The sequence below is a fragment of the Micromonospora parathelypteridis genome (genome assembly GCF_014201145.1).
Taxonomy (GTDB): Bacteria; Actinomycetota; Actinomycetes; order Mycobacteriales; family Micromonosporaceae; genus Micromonospora; species Micromonospora parathelypteridis.
The window spans coordinates 260,048-276,840 of the sequence record NZ_JACHDP010000001.1; the positions used below are offsets into that span (position 1 = coordinate 260,048).

The 16,793-nt window shown below is 71.7% G+C and carries 12 protein-coding genes; 2 read left to right on the forward strand and 10 right to left on the reverse strand.

The features are described 5' to 3' along the window. Positions 1-190: 190 nt before the first annotated feature. Positions 191-2,065 (reverse strand): pectate lyase-like domain-containing protein, encoded by a 1,875-nt coding sequence (locus HNR20_RS01160; RefSeq protein ID WP_184175590.1) that lies wholly within the window; start codon positions 2,063-2,065, stop codon positions 191-193. A gap of 171 nt (positions 2,066-2,236) precedes the next feature. Between HNR20_RS01160 and HNR20_RS01165 the strand changes: the two genes are divergently transcribed. After that, on the forward strand, positions 2,237-2,707 hold the full coding sequence (locus tag HNR20_RS01165; protein WP_184175592.1) for an SRPBCC family protein: 471 nt from the start codon (positions 2,237-2,239) through the stop codon (positions 2,705-2,707). A gap of 33 nt (positions 2,708-2,740) precedes the next feature. Here HNR20_RS01165 and HNR20_RS01170 read toward each other — a convergent pair whose 3' ends face one another. From HNR20_RS01170 to HNR20_RS01185, 4 genes are read right to left on the reverse strand one after another with little or no spacing between them, the layout of a single operon-like run. Next, complete coding sequence (locus tag HNR20_RS01170; protein ID WP_184175594.1) at positions 2,741-3,520, reverse strand: MerR family transcriptional regulator; 780 nt, start codon at positions 3,518-3,520, stop codon at positions 2,741-2,743. Between the two features lie 43 nt (positions 3,521-3,563). Next, positions 3,564-4,325 (reverse strand): ABC transporter permease, encoded by a 762-nt coding sequence (locus HNR20_RS01175; protein WP_184175596.1) that lies wholly within the window; start codon positions 4,323-4,325, stop codon positions 3,564-3,566. Then, positions 4,322-5,119 carry an ABC transporter ATP-binding protein gene (locus HNR20_RS01180; protein ID WP_184175598.1) on the reverse strand — a complete coding sequence of 266 codons (798 nt, stop codon included), beginning with the start codon at positions 5,117-5,119 and terminating at the stop codon, positions 4,322-4,324. Before HNR20_RS01180 ends, HNR20_RS01175 begins: the two co-directional genes overlap by 4 nt. Positions 5,120-5,154: 35 nt before the next feature. Continuing rightward, the gene (locus HNR20_RS01185; protein ID WP_184175600.1) at positions 5,155-5,946 is read right to left on the reverse strand and encodes an alpha/beta fold hydrolase; all 792 of its coding nucleotides are present in this window, start codon (positions 5,944-5,946) and stop codon (positions 5,155-5,157) included. Between the two features lie 59 nt (positions 5,947-6,005). Here HNR20_RS01185 and HNR20_RS01190 point away from each other — a divergent pair, with 59 nt between their 5' ends. Beyond that, on the forward strand, positions 6,006-9,047 hold the full coding sequence (locus HNR20_RS01190; RefSeq protein ID WP_221309656.1) for an AfsR/SARP family transcriptional regulator: 3,042 nt from the start codon (positions 6,006-6,008) through the stop codon (positions 9,045-9,047). An 8-nt stretch (positions 9,048-9,055) separates the two neighbouring features. Here the strand turns inward: HNR20_RS01190 and HNR20_RS01195 are convergent, their stop codons facing one another. The 5 genes from HNR20_RS01195 to HNR20_RS01215 all read right to left on the reverse strand — a co-directional run bounded on the left by HNR20_RS01195 (position 9,056) and on the right by HNR20_RS01215 (position 16,660). Beyond that, complete coding sequence (locus HNR20_RS01195) at positions 9,056-9,610, reverse strand: dihydrofolate reductase family protein (protein ID WP_184175604.1); 555 nt, start codon at positions 9,608-9,610, stop codon at positions 9,056-9,058. A 74-nt stretch (positions 9,611-9,684) separates the two neighbouring features. Then, positions 9,685-10,245, reverse strand: a complete 561-nt coding sequence (locus HNR20_RS01200) for a hypothetical protein (RefSeq protein ID WP_229687396.1) — start codon at positions 10,243-10,245, stop codon at positions 9,685-9,687. Between the two features lie 17 nt (positions 10,246-10,262). Then, complete coding sequence (locus HNR20_RS01205; protein ID WP_184175606.1) at positions 10,263-12,113, reverse strand: S9 family peptidase; 1,851 nt, start codon at positions 12,111-12,113, stop codon at positions 10,263-10,265. Next, on the reverse strand, positions 12,114-13,892 hold the full coding sequence (locus HNR20_RS01210; protein ID WP_184175608.1) for an N-acetylglutaminylglutamine amidotransferase: 1,779 nt from the start codon (positions 13,890-13,892) through the stop codon (positions 12,114-12,116). It abuts the gene before it with no gap. Positions 13,893-13,990: 98 nt separating this feature from the next. Continuing rightward, a complete protein-coding gene (locus tag HNR20_RS01215; protein WP_221309657.1) occupies positions 13,991-16,660 on the reverse strand; it encodes a carboxylate--amine ligase/circularly permuted type 2 ATP-grasp protein in 2,670 nt (889 codons plus the stop codon). Positions 16,661-16,793: the final 133 nt, after the last annotated feature.

Here is a 16,793-nt window from a genome sequence, read left to right on the forward strand (position 1 = left end):
CGCGCCCAGCCAGCCAGGCCTGGCTGGGCGCCGCGATCTTGCACTTGCTGCCCCGACATAGGGGACACTTCACGCGAAACGGCGACCGAAACTGCAAGATCGCCGGGTCTTCTTCGCGGCGTCTCACCCGTGACAGGCCGACGGGGCCGGAGCCTTGCCGGCTCCGGCCCCGTCGGTACGCCCGTTCTCCCTACGGGGTCGGGTACTGGGTGAGATAGATCGGTGCGCCGACCTTGGTCATGTCGGCCGCGTCGCCCACGCCGTTGACCACGTGGTCGATCGTGCCGGCGCTGAGGTTGACGGTCATGACGTGGTGCAGCTTCACGCCCGGCCTGTCCGGCACCTCGAAGCCGTTCTCGGTGTGGATCGAGGGGTTGTTCTGGTTGAAGACGTACACCCCGCCGCCGTACAGGGTGTGGTTGCGCACCCGATCGCCGACCTTGTAACCGGCCCAGCCCTCGACGGTGCCGTTCATCCAGTCGGCCTGCGTCGGCGGGTCGTACGGCAGCTCGTTCTGATAGAGGATCGTGGTGCCGTGCTCGCCGTTCCAGACGGTGTTGTAGCGCTGGAAATGCTCCACGAACAGACCGGTGGCGGTCACGTGGTCGCCGTTGATGACGGCGCCGTAGCGACCGGTGTTGGTGCGCCAGCGGTCCGTGTCACCGTTGACGCCCTCGGTGAAGCCTTCGACGCCGTGGTCGCCGCGCCACACCCAGGTGTGGTCGATGAGCACGTTGTCGCTGTTGACCTCCAGCGCGGTGTTGGTACGCCCAATGTGCGGACCACCGACACGGAAGTACACGTCGGACAGGGTGGTCGGGTTGTGCGGGCTGCTGGCGTTGTGGCCGTGCTGCCGCCCCACCCGCAGCAGGACGGGTGACTCCACGGTGCCGGCGTCGATCGTGACACCGGCGACGATCACACCGGGGACTCCGGCGACGTCCAGCGGGATGGCGCCGTTCACGGCCGTGAGGGTGGCATGCCCGATCCCGAGCACCACGGTGTTGGGGCGTCGCACCTCGATGCTGCGGGCGATGTCGTACGTCCCGGGGGTGAGCAGCAGGTGCTTTCCGCGCGCGAGGTGACTGTTGATGACGCGCACCGAGTCGGACGGCTTGGCCACGAAGAAGTCGCTGATCGGAATGGTCCGTCCCGGCGTCAGGCCGTCGGCCCAGGAGACGCCCCGGCTCTCGCGCTGCGCCACGGGTACGCGCACGTTGTAGCGGCCCTTGCCGTCGACGAAGAGGTACGGCTTCTCCCGGCTGAGCGGGGTGGTCTCCAGGGTGGTGTAGGGCGGGTCGGGGAACGTGGCGTCGTCCGGTGCGCCCTCGACCCCCGCGAAGACCTGGTTCCACACCGCGTTGGACCAGCCGCCGACCTCACTGTTGCGGGTCAGCCACTGCTGCTGCGAACCGTTCGTGGTGGCCGGCAGCCGCGAGTCGGCGATGAAGCCGCCGCTGGCGTACTGCGGGCCGGCCGTGCAGTAGTCCATCAGCGACAGACCACCGCCGCCGATGTTGAGCCGGCGCATCGACACCGCCTGGGACACCGCCCAGAAGTTCGCCGACGACCGGCAGCCGTCCTGACCGGCCGCGTTGATGGTGAGCGACAGGTTGGACAGGGTGCGCCAGAAGTTGACAAGTGCGAGGCAGTTACCGGTGCCGCCGTCGGCCAGGCACCGGTTGTAGACCTCGAGCTTGCCGTTGATGGCAACGTCGGTGGGTGCGGCGCCCAGGCCGGACACCTCGGTGTAGTAGCCGACCTTGGCCTGCAACGGCTGCTCGGCGCTGCCGTACGTGCCCGGCTTGAACAGATAGGCGTGCCGCTCGGTGCCCATCTCGTTGCCGACCTGCCGGGCGTGCGCCGCGTCGAGGGTCTGCTGGATCTCGCTGACCGGCGTCGCCGGGTCGAAGATCGTCACGTTGGGCCCGAAGTCGGGCGCGCCGGCCGTCGGGCGGCCGGCGGTGGCGGCGGTGCTGGTCATCGTGACGGCGGTGGTCAACACCAGAGCGAGCAGAAGGGTACGACCGGATCTCCGGCGTACGCCTCGGGACGGTGCTGTCATGTGGTTAGTCCTCTCCGCTGGCCGGACCGTTCTCCCGGCGCGACTGGGGCTGTGAGAGCGCTCTCTGACGGTTGCCATGTTTCTACCTGTTAAATCGATCGCACGCCATGACCGGGGCGGCGAACTTCCAGCCGGACGGGTGAGAATGAACGGTGACGCGAGGAGGCGCAGATGCCTATCGACTCGTTGCCCCACCTGGACGAACACGCCACGCTCATCGCGGCGGACGCCGACCGGATCTGGCCCCACCTCACCGACGTCGTCGAGAGGTCATTCTCGCGGATCGGCATGACCGAGTACGCCCGCCTGGTGAGCGCCACCGACCCGGTCCGGTCCGGGCCCCGACCGCTCGTCGAGGGCTCGACATTCCCCGGCTTCCGCGTCGCCGCCGCGATCCCCGGTCAGGAGCTGGCACTGCGGGGCAGCCACCGGTTCTCGACCTACGCGCTGATCTTCCGCCTCGAACCAGCCGGGCCGGGCCGATCCCGCCTGCGGGCCGAGACGCGAGCCACCTTCCCCGGCTTCGCCGGCGGTCTCTACCGACAGATCCTGCTGACGTCCGGCGGTCACGTGATCGGCGTCCGACGGATGCTTGCCACGGTCCGCCGCCGATCCGAACAGGGACCGCCGGCCGGCAGCTGACTCCCGCACCACCGGGCGGACGAGGCCCGGAGGTCAGTCGGGCGGATCGGTCAGCCGTTCCATTCGGTTCCAACCGTTCCAGCCACGCTCGCGCATCATTTCCTGCAGCCGCTTCAACCGCGGGTCGGACTCGGCCGCAAGCGCATCCAGCAGGTCGTGCACCAGATCGTCGTACGCCCCGTCGGCAGGGCTGATCTCCCCGGAGGCGTATGCCTGCTCGGCCAGGCAGGCCATGATGTCGGCGGCTTCCTCCAGACGCGGGTCATCGGCATCGTCACTCTCGGTGATCTCCGACAGCACCCGATACAGCCGGACGATTTTCGGGTCATCGAGCTGCGCGATCTTCCCGGGCATGAACCCGCGGACCAGATCGGGCCAGCGAGCCGCAACCAGGATCCAGCCGTCCCGTTCCCCCTCCACCACCCGCTCCGCCGTCCCGATCTCCCGGAGACGATCGAGATAGAAGGCCACCTCCGGCGGGAGCATCAGACGGTCCCCGGCAGCGAGTTGGGCGATCTGCCTGCGGCTCGCCTCAAGTCGTTCGATCTCGTCGCGCAGGTGACAGTCGATCCTTCGGATCGTCTCGGCGAAGGTCGACGCGTCAGCATCGAGCATCGGACCGATCTGGGACAGCGGCACCCCGGCATTGGCGAGGGTACGGATCTTGATGAGAGCTACGACCGCCGTCGCGTTGTACCGCCGGTAACCCGAAGCATCCCGATCCGGCTCGGGCAACAGCCCGATCTGGTGATAGTGCCGCACCGCCCGCACCGTGACGCCGGCGTACGCCGCCAGTTGACCGATCGTCAGCATCCTCTGATCCTGCCCTCGACCCGCCCGGACCCGTCGTCGCGGCTCAGGCGATCCTCCGACGGTAGGCGATGTTGGCGAAGACGTAGGCGACGACGAGGATGCCGACGCACCAGGCGAGGGCGATCCAGATGTCGGTGCCAACCGACTGCTCGGTGAACAGATCTCGGATCGCGTTGACGATGGACGTCACCGGCTGGTGCTCGGCGAAGGCGCGCACCGGACCGGGCATTGTCGCGGTGGGCACAAAGGCCGAGCTGACGAACGGCAGGAGGATGAGCGGGTAGGAGAAGGCGCTCGCGCCGTCCACGGACTTGGCGGTCAGGCCGGGAATCACGGCGATCCAGGTCAGCGCCAGGGTGAACAGAACCAGCAGGCCGACGACCGCGAGCCAACCCAACACGCCCGCTCCCGTCCGGAAGCCCATGACCAGTGCGACGCCGACGACGACCGCGAGTGAGATCAGGTTGGCGACCAACGAGGTCAGGACGTGCGCCCACAGTACGGAGGACCGTGCGATCGGCATGGATTGGAACCGTTCGAAGATGCCGCCCTTCATGTCCAGGAAGAGCCGGAAGGCGGTGTAGGAGATGCCCGAGGCGATCGTGATGAGCAGGATGCCGGGCAGTTGGTAGTTCACGTACGACTCGGACCCGGTGTCGATCGCGCCGCCGAAGACGTAGACGAACAGCAGCATGAAGGCGATCGGCATGATCGCGGTCGTGATGATGGTGTCCGGGCTGCGGGCGATGTGGCGCAGCGAACGCCCGAGGAGAACGGCGGTGTCGCCGAAGAAGTGCTTGTTCATCGTTGTTCCTTGTCCGTCTTGGCGCCGACGAGGGTGAGGAAGACGTCCTCGAGGGTGGGCTGCTTCTCGACGTACTCGACCTCGGCCGGTGGGAGGAGCTGCCTGAGCTCGTCGAGGGTGCCGTTCACGATGATCCGACCCTCGTGCAGGATCGCTATCCGGTCGGCGAGCTGTTCCGCCTCGTCGAGGTACTGGGTCGTGAGCAGCACTGTCGTGCCGCTTTCGGCAAGCTTCTTGACGGCCTGCCACACCTCGATGCGCGCCTCCGGGTCCAACCCGGTGGTCGGCTCGTCGAGGAAGATGACCGGCGGAGTCCCGATGAGGCTCATCGCGATGTCCAGCCGGCGGCGCATGCCACCGGAGTAGGTCGCGACCCTGCGGCTGGCCGCCTCGGTCAGCGAGAAACGCCTCAGCAGGTCGTCCGCGACGGCGCCCGGGTCGGTGAGGTGCCGCAGCCTGGCGACCAGGACGAGGTTCTCCCGCCCGCTGAGGATCTCGTCGACCGCCGCGAACTGCCCAGTGAGACTGATGGACTCGCGTACCTCGGCGGCGCGTGTCCCGACGTCGAGGCCATTGACCCGGGCAGTCCCGGCGTCGGCCTTGAGCAACGTGGAGAGGATCTTCACCACCGTGGTCTTGCCGGCCCCGTTGGAGCCGAGCAGGGCAAAGATGCTGCCCCGCGCCACCTCGAAATCCACACCGCGCAGCACTGTCAGCTGCTTGAACGACTTCTCCAGGCCCTGCACATGGATCGCCGGCCCCGGGGCCGGACTGATTGTCGAAGGGGTGCTCATGGGAGCCAGCATGGAGGGTTGACGCTGCGTCATGGTCAAGCCCGATGCGACACCGACCCCGGACCGGGTGGGCCAACCTCGGTCAGGAACTCGTCGATCATCGGGGCCAGCCAATCCGCGCGCTGCGGGATCGAGGTGTGCGTCGTGCCGGGCAGGATGGCCAGCCGGCAGGCGGGCAGACCGGTCAGGTCGCCGGGCACCGCGCCGCCGAGCAGCCGGAACATCCGCACCGCGTGCTCGGGTTGGACGATGTCCGAGTCGGCCAGCACGATCATGGTGGGTGCGGCCAGCGCGCGGATCTGCTCGGGCGTCCACTGCGGCAGGTTCGCGTCCAGCACCTTCATCTTGGTGACCAGGTTGGCCCAACCGGCCGGGTCCGGCGCGGTCCGCAGGTACTCCTCGTGGAACTCCGACCCGTGCAGGTGCTCGGGTTGCAGGTCCTGGATCCCGTCCAGGAGCCCGGGGTGCAGGCCGTCGTCGTCGAAGCTCACCGAGGCGAGCACCAGCCGCCCGACCCGGTCGGGGTGATCGGTGCCGAGGCGCAGCGCGACCGCCGCGCCCATGCTCCAGCCGAACACGTCCGCCCGCGCGACGCCCAGCCGGTCGAGCAGTTCCACCACGTCGGCGGCGAAGTGCTCCACGGTCAGCGGGCGGTCGACGTCGGGGGTGCGGCCGTGGGCCTGCAACTCGACGGCGATCACCCTGCGGGTCTTCGCCAGAAACGGCAGGATCGTGCCGAACGAGGTGCCGATGCCGGAGAGCGCGCCGTGGATCAGCACCAGCGGGCGACCCACCTCGTTGCCGTGCGCTTCGTGATAGATGTCCATGCCCACACGGTGCGCCGACGCGCTTACGGTCGGCTTCAGGTGGCCTTACCGGCGCTAGGATGTCGGCCGTGCAGTTCGGGGTGCTCGGGCCGCTCGCTGTGCGCACCGACGCCGGCGAGCCAGTCGTGGTGCCCGGCACGAAGGTACGGGCGCTCCTGGCCGACCTGCTGGCCAACCGCAACCAGGTGATCTCGGCGGACCGGCTCATCGACGACCTGTGGGGTGCGGACTCCCCCGCCAATCCCCTGGGCGCCCTGCAGGTGCGGGTGTCCCAGTTACGCAAGGCGCTCAACGACGCCGAGCCGGGCGCCCGCGAGCTGATCGAGTCCCGACCGCCCGGCTACCTGCTGCGGGCGGCCGCGGTCGACGCCGACCGGTTCGCCGAACTGGCCCGCGGCAGCGACGTCGACCGGCTGACCGAGGCGCTCGGGCTGTGGCGCGGCGAGGCGTACGCCGACGTGGCCGACGCCGAGTTCGTCCGTGCGGAGGCGGCCCGCCTCGCCGAGCAGCGCCTCGCCGTACACGAGCGGCTGGCCGAGGCCCGGCTGGCCCGGGGTGAGCACGACCTGGTCGCCGCCGACCTCGTCGAGCTGGTCGCCCGGCATCCGCTGCGCGAAGGCCTACGGGCAGTGCAGCTCCGCGCGTTGTACGCGGCCGGCCGCCAGACCGAGGCGTTGGACAGCTACGCCGAACTGCGCGACCGGCTCGCCGAGGAGCTGGGCCTCGACCCCGGCCCGGAGCTGGTCGCCCTGCACCGCAGGATCCTCGAACAGGACGTCGGCCTGAGCGCTCCGCCGAAGGCCGCGCTCATCCGCAACAGTCTGCCGGCCCAGCTCGACGAGTTGGTCGGGAGAGCCGAGGCGCTGGCCGAGCTGCGGGCGCTGCTGCCCCGGCAGCGGCTGGTCACGCTGATCGGGCCGGGTGGCGTCGGCAAGACCCGACTGGCCACCGAGGCGGCCCGGGCGCAGTCCTTCCCGGACGGCGTCCAACTGGTAGAGCTGGCACCACTGCCGGCGGGCGACCCGCGCGTCGCCGAGCAGGTGCTCGGCGTTCTGGGCGCCTACGAGACCGCCGGCACGAGCCTGCCCGCCGGCGACCGGGTGGTGACCGCCCTGCGGCACCGGCAGCTGCTGCTCGTGCTGGACAACTGCGAGCACGTGATCGAGCCGGTCGCCGAGCTGGTCACTCGGCTGCTGCGTGACGTGCCCGGGTTGAGTGTGCTGGCCACCAGCAGGGAGCCGCTCGGGCTGACCGGCGAGCTACTCTGGGACGTACCCCCGCTGCCCGTGCCGGACGACAGTGACCTGGACACGGTCCGGCGCTCGGCGGCGGCGAGGTTGTTCGCCGCCCGCGCCGCAGCGCAGCAGCGCGGGTTCCGCCTCGACGAGCAGACCGCGCCCGCGGTGGCCCAGCTCTGCCGCCGCCTCGACGGCCTGCCGCTGGCGCTGGAGTTGGCCGCGACCCGGGTCCGCGCACTCGGCGTGCGGGGGGTGGTGGACCGCCTCGACGACCGGTTCCGGCTGCTCACCTCCCCGCAGCGGGACGTGCCGACCCGGCAGCGGACGCTGACCGCGGTGATCGGCTGGAGCTGGGACCTCCTGGACGAGACCGACCGGGCGGTGCTGGCCCGACTGGCGGTGTTCCGGGACGGCTGCACCCCGGAGGCCGCCGAACACGTCTGCCGGACCGATCTGGACACCCTCGCTCGGCTGGTGGACCGGTCGCTGGTGGTGCTCGACGACTCCGGCGCCGACCCGCGTTACCGGCTGCTCGAATCGGTGGCCGCGTTCTGCCTGGACCGCCTGACCGACGCTGACGAGGTACGCGCGCGGCACGCCGCCTACTACACCGAGCTGGCCGAGCGCGCCGACCCCGGGTTGCGCGGCGCAGAGCAGAAGCGGTGGCTGGCACAACTGGACGCCGAGACGGCGAACCTGCGATCGGCACTGGTCAACGGTGGCGGGCTGCGGTTGGCCGTCGCACTGAGCTGGTACTGGTATCTGCGCGGCCGACTCACCGAGGCGCGGCGAGCCCTGGCCGTGCCCGGTGACCCGGGACAGGAGACCCGCGCGGCCCCCTGGCGGGTCGGCTTCGCCCTGTCCCAGGGTGAGGCGATCGCACCGGACGTCGTACGCGCCGCGGTGGCGGCCGACCCGGACGGCCACGCCGCCTGGTTCGCGGCCAACGCGGTGATCGAGCACGGCGACCTGGCCCTGGCGTCGGAGCTGCTGCCCACCGCCATCGTCGACCCGTGGACCGAGGCCGCGGTGCTCACCTCCCTGGCACACCTCGCGCATGCCAACGGTGACCAGGCCACCCTGGAGCGCACCGCGACCCGCAGCGCCGCGATCTTCGCCGACCTCGGCGACCGGTGGGGTCGACTCCGGGCGACCGAATGGGAGGGTGGGCTCGCCGACATGCGCGGCGAGCACGAGCGCGCCATCGCGCTGTACCGGGAGGGGCTGCGCTGGGCCGAGGAACTGGCGCTGTGGCCGCAGGTCTGCGCGGAGCTGTCCTGGCTGGCCTGGCTCGCCGTGCAGACCCGCGACTACGCCCAGGGCCGGGAACTGGCCGAACGCGCGTACGGCCTGGCGGTGGAGCAGGGCTCGCCCGGTGCGCTGGTCTTCGCGGAGATGAGCCTCGGACTGGCCGCCCGCCGCGACGGCAAGCTCGACCTGGCCGTCACCCACCTCAGCCACCTCGTCGACCTGGGACGGGGGGAGAGCCAGCCCGCGCTCTACCTGCCGATGGTCCTGGTCGAGCTGGGCTACGCGATCGAGTTGGGTGGCGACCCGGATGCCGCGCTGGCCCTGCACATCGAGGCGTTCGAGGTCGCCGAGGCGATGGCGACGATGCGCGACGCGGTCGGCCCGTTGGAGGGGATGGCGTCGGCGGTGCGCTCCCCCGAGGTCGCTGCCCGGCTGCTGGGCGCCGCGGCCGCCGCCCGGCTCGCCACGCAGTCCCCCGCCGCGCCGGCCGAACGCGACGACACCGACCGGGTGACCGCGCGCCTGCGGGCCGAACTCGGGCCGGAGCGGTTCGACGCGTTGCTCGCCGAGGGCGCGAAGCTGAGCCCAGGCGAGGCCCGGGCTCAGCTCTGATCCCTGGGTCAGGCCGTCGTCTTCGGCGCGTACGAGGCGACGATCACGCCGCTCTTGTGCACCCGGGTGTCGATCAGGTCGAACGACCCCTTGACGTCCGTCAGCGGCGAGGTGAGGCTGGGGCCGCCCTCCAGTACGGGGTGGATCCAGAACCGGACCTCGTCCACCAGGCCCGCCTTGATCAGCTGGGCGGTGACCGAGCCGAAGCCGTACTGGATGATGTTCTTGCCCTCCTGGGCCTTGAGCGCGGTGACCGCCTCGACCAGGTCGCCCTGGAGCACCTCCGTGTTGTTCCAGGTGGGGTCGGTCAGGGTGGTCGAGGCGACGTACTTCTTGACGTTGTTGAAGTACGCCGCGCCAGTGGTCGGGTCGCTCTCGTCCATGTTCGGCCAGGCGGCGGAGAAGCCGTCGTAGGTGGCGCGCCCCATCAGCATCGCGTCGGCCTCGGTGGTCTGTGCCCCGGCGAGGCTGGCGGCCTCCTCGTCGAAGTACGGCATGGTCCACATGGGGTTGTCGATGACGCCGTCGAGGGTGATGTAGGTCGAGTTGATGAGCTTGCGCATCGGAATTCTCCTGGCTGTCGGTCGTGTTCTTCGGTGACACCCAGAACTCTGCCGGCACCCGCTTACGATTCGCTTCAGACGCCCTTACCGACGCCCTCACCCGCGTCCGGATCGGTCAGCGGGATGGGCAGCGCCTGCGTGGCCACCGTGCCGCCGCCGGTCGAGTGCGCTGGCGCGGGGCGGTCGCCGGTGCGGCTGTGCAGCCGTCCGCGCCCCGCCGGGCCGGCCCGTCGAGTCACCTCGACGGTCACCATCCGCACCGGCGGTGGCGGCACGGTGAAACGCCCGACGCCCCACCGCACCCAGATCGGGACCCGGCCGGCATCCGCCTCCGCGCGCAACTTCTGCACCGTACGGGCCCGGTCGGTGTGGTCGACCTCCACGACGACCGGCGGGCCGTCCGGGCGGGCACACGCCACATCGAGGACCGAGTGTCGCTGCTCCAGCGGTGGTGGCAACGGCAGCACGCTGGGCGCGCGCCGGTAGACCCGCCAGCCCTGGGCCTCGGCCCACCGCACCACCGAGTCGATCACCCGTGCGGTGACCTCATCGGCGTCCAGGTCGACGAAGGTCAGATCGGTCAGCCAGCGGCCCAGGTCCGCGGCCAACCGCTCGCCCTGCGCCGTGAGCTCCACCGGCGGAGGATATCGCCTCAGCCGACGGTGGTCACGGTCGCGGCGAGGTGCCGGGTCAGCCAGCCGGTGGTGGCCGTACGAGCCGTCTCCTGGTTGGCACGCGCCAGGAAGTCGTGCCCCTCGCCGGTGAGCACCAGGTGCCCGTGCGGCACGTTCCGAGCGGCCAGTGCCTGCGCGACCTGCGTCGACTCGCCAGCCGGCACGTTGGTGTCGTTGGCGCCATGGATCAGCAGCACCGGCACGTCCAGCCGGTCGATGTGGGTCAGCGGCGAGAGGTCCCGCAGCAACTCCCCGTCCCGCTCCGGGTCGCCGTACTTGCTGACGGCGGCGGCGGCGATCCACGGCTCGGTGCCGGCGAAGAAGGTACGAAAGTCGGAGATGCCGCACTCGGCGACCCCGGCGGCGAACAGCCCGGGGAAGTTCACCAGCACCGCCAGGACCAGGTAACCACCGTAGGAACGGCCCAGACAGCCGAGCTGGCCGGGCCGGGCGACGCCACTGTCGACGAGGAAGTCGGCGCAGGCCGCCACGTCGGCGATCGCACCGTAACGGCCGGCGAGGTTGTCGGCGGCGACGAAGGAGCGACCGAACCCGGACGATCCTCGTACGTTGGGCGCGAAGACCGCGACGCCCTGCGCCACGAGGGCCTGGAACAGCGGGTTGTAGCCGGGACGCTCCTGCGCCTCCGGGCCACCGTGCAGGCTGATCGCGGTGGGCCAGGGGCCCGGGCCGGACGGGCGGTAGAGCCAACCGGAGAGCGGCAGACCGTCGCGGGCGCGCAGGTCGACCAGTTGCGGCGCGACGCCGGTGTCGCCCGTACGCGGGGCGGTGCTGCCCGGCCGCAACGGGCGCAGCGCCCCGGTGGGCGGGTCGACCAGCCAGACCTCCCGGGGCTGCACCGGCCCCTGGGCGGTCAGGCAGAGCAGGTCGCCGCCGGCGGCGAAGACGGCGTCGTCGAGCACCTCCCCGGGGGCGCCGACGGCCCGCTGCACGTTGTCGGCGAGGTCGAGCAGGCTCAGCTCGCTGCGCCCGCCGTAGGTGTTCCAGAGCAGCGCGGCACGATGCCCGTCCGCGCTCGGCGCCGCGTGCTCCAACTCGGCGTCCGGTCGCCCGGCGAGCCGGGTCGGCGTCTGCTCCGGTCGGGTCAGGTCGACCCGCACCAGCGCGGCGAGCTCCGAGAACGCGTCGGTGCGCGCCAGCACGCTCGTACCGTCCGAGCCGAACCAACCCTGGTCGGTGCTGCCCCTGCCGGTGTCCGGGAGCAACCGCCGACGAACGCCGGTCGCCACGTCGAGCAGCTCCAGCCAGCGGGCGTTACGCGGGCCGCGGCGCAGCAGCGCGGCGCTGGCGTCCGGGGTCACGTCCAGGAGGGTGAGCAGGTCGCCCTCGGCGAGCACCCGCCGGTGCCCGGTGCCCGCGTCGATCAGGACGGCGCGACCCTGCTCGTCGGTCTCGGTGACCGCCATGACCGCGCCGCCCGGCAGCCAGCCGGCCAACGCGGCGCTGCGGCGGCCGAACCCGGCGACCTGGCGGCGACGCGAGCCGTCCGGGCGCAGCACCCACAGCTCGGTGCGCGGCGCGCCACCGGGGGCGATGACGCACGCCAGCCACCGCCCGTCCGGGGACCAGCTCAGCGCGAGCACCGGCTCGTCGCCGGTGGGGAGCGCGACGGCCTCGGCCGCGTCGACGTCGCGGACCCAGACGCCCGGGGTGCCGGCCCGGTCGGAGAGGAACGCCACCCGGCGGCCGTCGGGGGACGGCGCGGGCGCGAAGTCCTCGCCGGCCGGGAGCGACGACGGCGGCGCCGGGCGGTGACTGGCGGGTCGGGTCCGCCGGGTGGTACGCGGCACCTCGGTCCGTACGCTCATCTAAACCCCGATCCGCTGCAACCAGAGCTCCAGCAGCCCGAGCTGCCAGAGCGCGTTGGAGCCCAGCGTGGTCCGCCGGGCGTTCGGCGCGTCCAGCAACTCCTCCAGATAGTCCTTACGGAACAGGCCCCGCTCGCGCGCCGGTCGAGCCGTCAGCGCGTCACGGACGTCGTCGAGCAGTGGACCGGAGAGGTGCCGGATGGCGGGCACCGGGAAGTAGCCCTTCGGCCGGTCGATCACCTCATCCGGGACGATCCCCCGACTCGCCGCCTTCAGCACGCCCTTGCCGCCCTGGGCCAGCTTCAACGCGGGTGGGCACGCGGCGGCCAGCTCGACCACCTCGTGGTCCAGGAACGGCACACGGGCCTCCAGCCCCCAGGCCATCGTCATGTTGTCGACCCGCTTGACCGGGTCGTCGACCAGCATCACCAGGCTGTCCTGGCGCAGCGCCGCGTCCAGCGCGGTGTCCGCGCCGGGTGCGCCGAAGTGGGCCGCCACGAACTCCAGGCTGGCGTCGTGGTCGAGCATCCACTCGGGCGCCAGGTGCCCGCCGAGCGCGTCGTGGCGACGGTCGAAGAACACCCGGGCGTACGCCTCGACCGCGTCTGCCCGGGCCACGTTCGCCATCGGCGGGTACCAGTCGTAGCCGGCGAGGATCTCGTCGGCGCCCTGCCCGGACTGCACCACCGTGATCCGCTGCGAGACCTCCTCGGAGAGCAGGTGGAACGCGACGCAGTCGTGGCTGACCATCGGCTCGCTCATCGCCGCGATGGCGTCGTGCACGGCGGGGACGAACCGGCTCGCGCCGATGCGGATCTGCTGGTGGTCGGTGTCGAAGTGGCGCGCCACGAGGTCGGAGTAGTGGAACTCGTCGCCGCTCTCCCCCGCCGCCGCCTCGAAACCGATGCTGAAGGTGGCCAGCCCGGTCTGGCCCTGCTCGGCCAGCAGGGCGACGATCAGGCTGGAGTCGAGACCGCCGGAGAGCAGCACCCCGACCGGCACGTCGGCGACCATCCGTCGGCGTACGGCGGTGCGCAGCGCCGCCATGATCCGTTCCTGCCACTCGTCGGCGGACATCGGAGCGGCGGCGGCCCGGTTGAACTCCGGCTGCCAGTAGAGCGTGTCGGTGCTCCGGCCGTCCGCGGTGATCACGCGCACGGTGGCGGGTGGGAGCTTGCGGACGCCGGCGAGGATCGTGCGCGGCGGGGGCACCACCGAGTGGAAGGTCATGTAGTGGTGCAGCGCCACCGGGTCGAGGTCGGTGTCCACGTCACCGGCGGCGAGCAACGCCGGCAGGGTGGAGGCGAAGCGGACCCGGCCCGGCCCCTGCGCCAGGTAGAGCGGCTTGATGCCGAGCCGGTCGCGGGCCAGCACCAGGGTGTGCGTGGCGATCTCGACCAGGGCGAACGCGAACATGCCGTAGAACCGTTCGACGCAGGCCGTTCCCCACCGGTGGTACGCCTTGAGGATCACCTCGGTGTCCGAGGTCGACCGGAAGGAGTAACCGGCGGCGATCAGCTCGTCGCGCAGCTCCCGGTAGTTGTAGATGCAGCCGTTGAAGACCACGGCCAGGCCCAGCGCGGGGTCGACCATCGGCTGGGCGCCGGCGTCGGAGAGGTCGATGATGCGCAGCCGACGGTGCACCAGGGCCACCGGCCCCTGCTGCCACCGACCCTCGCCGTCCGGGCCTCGGGAGGCCAGGACGGGGAGCATCCGCTCGACGGCGGCCAGGTCCGGCGGCCTCCCGTCGAGGCGGAACTCACCTCCGATACCACACATGGCACCCACCTCTCATCGGCTCGGGACCGTCGGGCCGCTGACCGGTCCAGGCTTGGTGGACCGGGTTGCGCCTCGATGACGTGTAGGTCAAGCGTGGGTTACACCGAATTCTGCTCGGTGCCGCCGAGCAGCCAGGTGTCCTTCGACCCGCCGCCCCGCGAAGAGTTGACGATCATGCTGCCGGCCGGTGCCACCCGGGTCAGTGCGACCGGCGCGACCTCGGCCTTCTCGCCGAGGAACACGAAGGCCCGCAGGTCGACGTGGCGGGGAGCGAGAGCCGTGCCGTCGAAGACCGGGTGGGTGGTGAGCGCGATCATTTCCTGGGCGATCCACCGGTGCGGGGCGGCGAGGATCTGCTCCCGGACGGCGTCCAACTCCTCCGCCTCGGCCCGAGGGCCGATCACCACCCGGTCGCCGCCGTACCCGTCGACCGGCTTGAGCACCAACTGGTCGAGCCGGCCCAACACCTCGACCCGCTGCTCGGGCAACCCGCACAGGTACGTCGGCACGTCCCCCAGCAGAGGCTTCTCGCCCAGGTAGTACTCGATCAGCCGGGGCACGTACGCGTACAGCGCCTTGTCGTCGCCGACGCCGTTGCCCAGCGCGTTGGCCAGCGTGAGCCGCCCGGCGTGCACCGCGGCGAGCAGTGGCCAACCGAGCGGCACCCCGTCGGCGCCCGGCGCGTGCAGCAGCGCCTCCTCGTCCATCCGCAGGTAGATCACATCGACCTGGCTGCGGCGGCCCTCCCGGACCAACCTGACGCGGCCGTCCTCCACCAGCAGGTCGCTGGTCTCGGTGAGCGGTACGCCCATCTCGTCGGCGAGCAGGCGGTGCTCGAACCAGGCGGGGTCGCCCGAACCGCCGCTGAGCACGACCACAGCGGGATCGTCGGCCGCGGCAGGGGCGGCGGCGACCAACGCCCGGTACAGCATCGCTGGCGTCTCGTCGGCGGGCAGCAGATCGGCGGGCACCGGCGGCTCCGGCAGCACCGCCCGGGTCAGGCGGCGGTTCTGCACCGCGTAGCCGATCCCGGAGGGCACCCGCAGGTTGTCCTCCAGCACGTACCAGCCACCTTCCGGGTCCCGGACGAGGTCGGTCCCGGAGACCTGGGCGCGGGTGCCTCGCCGGCCCATGAGCGCCCCCGTCGGGCGCAGCCCGGGCGAGGACTCCACCACCCACGCCGGCACCACGCCGTCGGCCACCACGGCCCGGTCGCCATAGACGTCCCGCAGGAACGTGTCGAGGGCGCGGGCGCGCTGCACCAGGCCGGCGCGCAGGGTCCGCCAGTCGGCGGCGGGCACCACGCGGGGCACCAGGTCGACCGGGAAGAGCCGCGTGCTCGCCTCGCCGGCCACGCTGAACGTGACCCCCCGCGCGCGCTGCTCCTCGTCCCGGTCGTGCTCGCGCTGACGCAGGGCACCGGCACCGAGTTGACGCAGGGCGGCCAGCATCGGGCCGTACGCCGGCTCCGGCCCGGCCGGTCCGAAGACCTCGTCGCCGGCGTCGGCGTACGTGGGCAGCGCCGGCGGTACGGGCGCACCGGGCAGCGGCCCACGGACCCGGCCCCGGGTCTCGTCGAGCAGCAGATCGACCACGTCGGCCAACCGGCCCCGACGCTCGTACGCCCGCCGCTGCCGCGCCGCGGAGCTGCCGCGTTCCAGCGCGTACCGGGTCAGCTCGCGGACCTGCTCCCAGTCGCCGGTCGCCTCCAACTGCGGGCGCAGGTCGGTCACCAGGCGGCGGACCGCCTCGGCGGCCGGCACCGGTCGGGCCGACCGGGGCAGGTCGAGCAGGTCCCCCTCCAGCCCCGAGCGGGCCGCCCTCCACACGGCGGCGCGCAGCACCGGTGGGCGTACCGCCGTGCGCTCCACCCCGGCGCGCAACGCGAAGACCTCCCGCCGGACCAGCGCCCGGAACAGGCCGGTGAGCAGGACGATGGTCTCCACGTCGGCGTTGGCATCGGTGATCCGCAGCTCCACCGTGGGCACGTGGGCCGACGGCCGGACATCGAAATAGATCATGGCCGGGTCGGTGATCGTGCCGGAGGAGATCAGCTCGGCGACCAACGCCTCATGGTCCGCCGCGCTGGTCACCTCGCCCGGGTCACCCGCGGTGGGCCAGCGCTGCCAGACCAGCGACCGGACGCTGGCGTAGCCGCTGTCCTGGCCCATCCAGTACGGCGAGCTGGTCGAGAGGGCGAGCAGCACCGGCAGCCACGGCTGGACCCGGCGGGTGACCGCCACCGCCAGATCCCGGTCGGACACCCCGACGTGCACCTGCGCGCCGCAGATCAACTGTTCCCGCGCGAGCAACTGATACTCGTCGAGCATCCGCCGGTAGCGGGAGGTGGGGGTGACGCTCGGGTCTCCGTCGGCGCGCAGCGGCACCGTACCGGCCGCCACGATGCCCAACCCAGCCCGGTCGGCGACCTGTACGGCCAGCTGGCGCAGCCGGGTCAGCTCGACGCGGATCTCGTCCAGGGTCCGGCAGACCGCGGTGTTGGTCTCCACCACGCTGCGGTGCAACTCGGCGGTGAACGAGTCGGTCGGCAGCCGGTCGAGCAGTTCGCCGGCCCGGGGCACCAACTCCCGGGTGTGCAGGTCGACGACGTGGAACTCCTCCTCCACGCCGATCGTGGCCAGATCCGCCGGGTCGCTGTCGGGCAGCGACACGAGCGGGTTGGTACGCGGTGTGGGCAGCGTCCGGCCGTTGCCGGACCGGCCGATCGGCCCGTCGAACGTCGGCGCGTTCGTGGTGTTGTCGGCCATGGTCACCCCGGTTCGCGTGTCGGTGGTCGCGGCTGTCCGACGAGCGTTCCCAGCTTTGGTGCCGGCCGTGTTTCCGGTGCGTTAAGGTGACGGACCGTTCTGCCGCCGGGGCCGGCCCGGACGGACCGGCCCC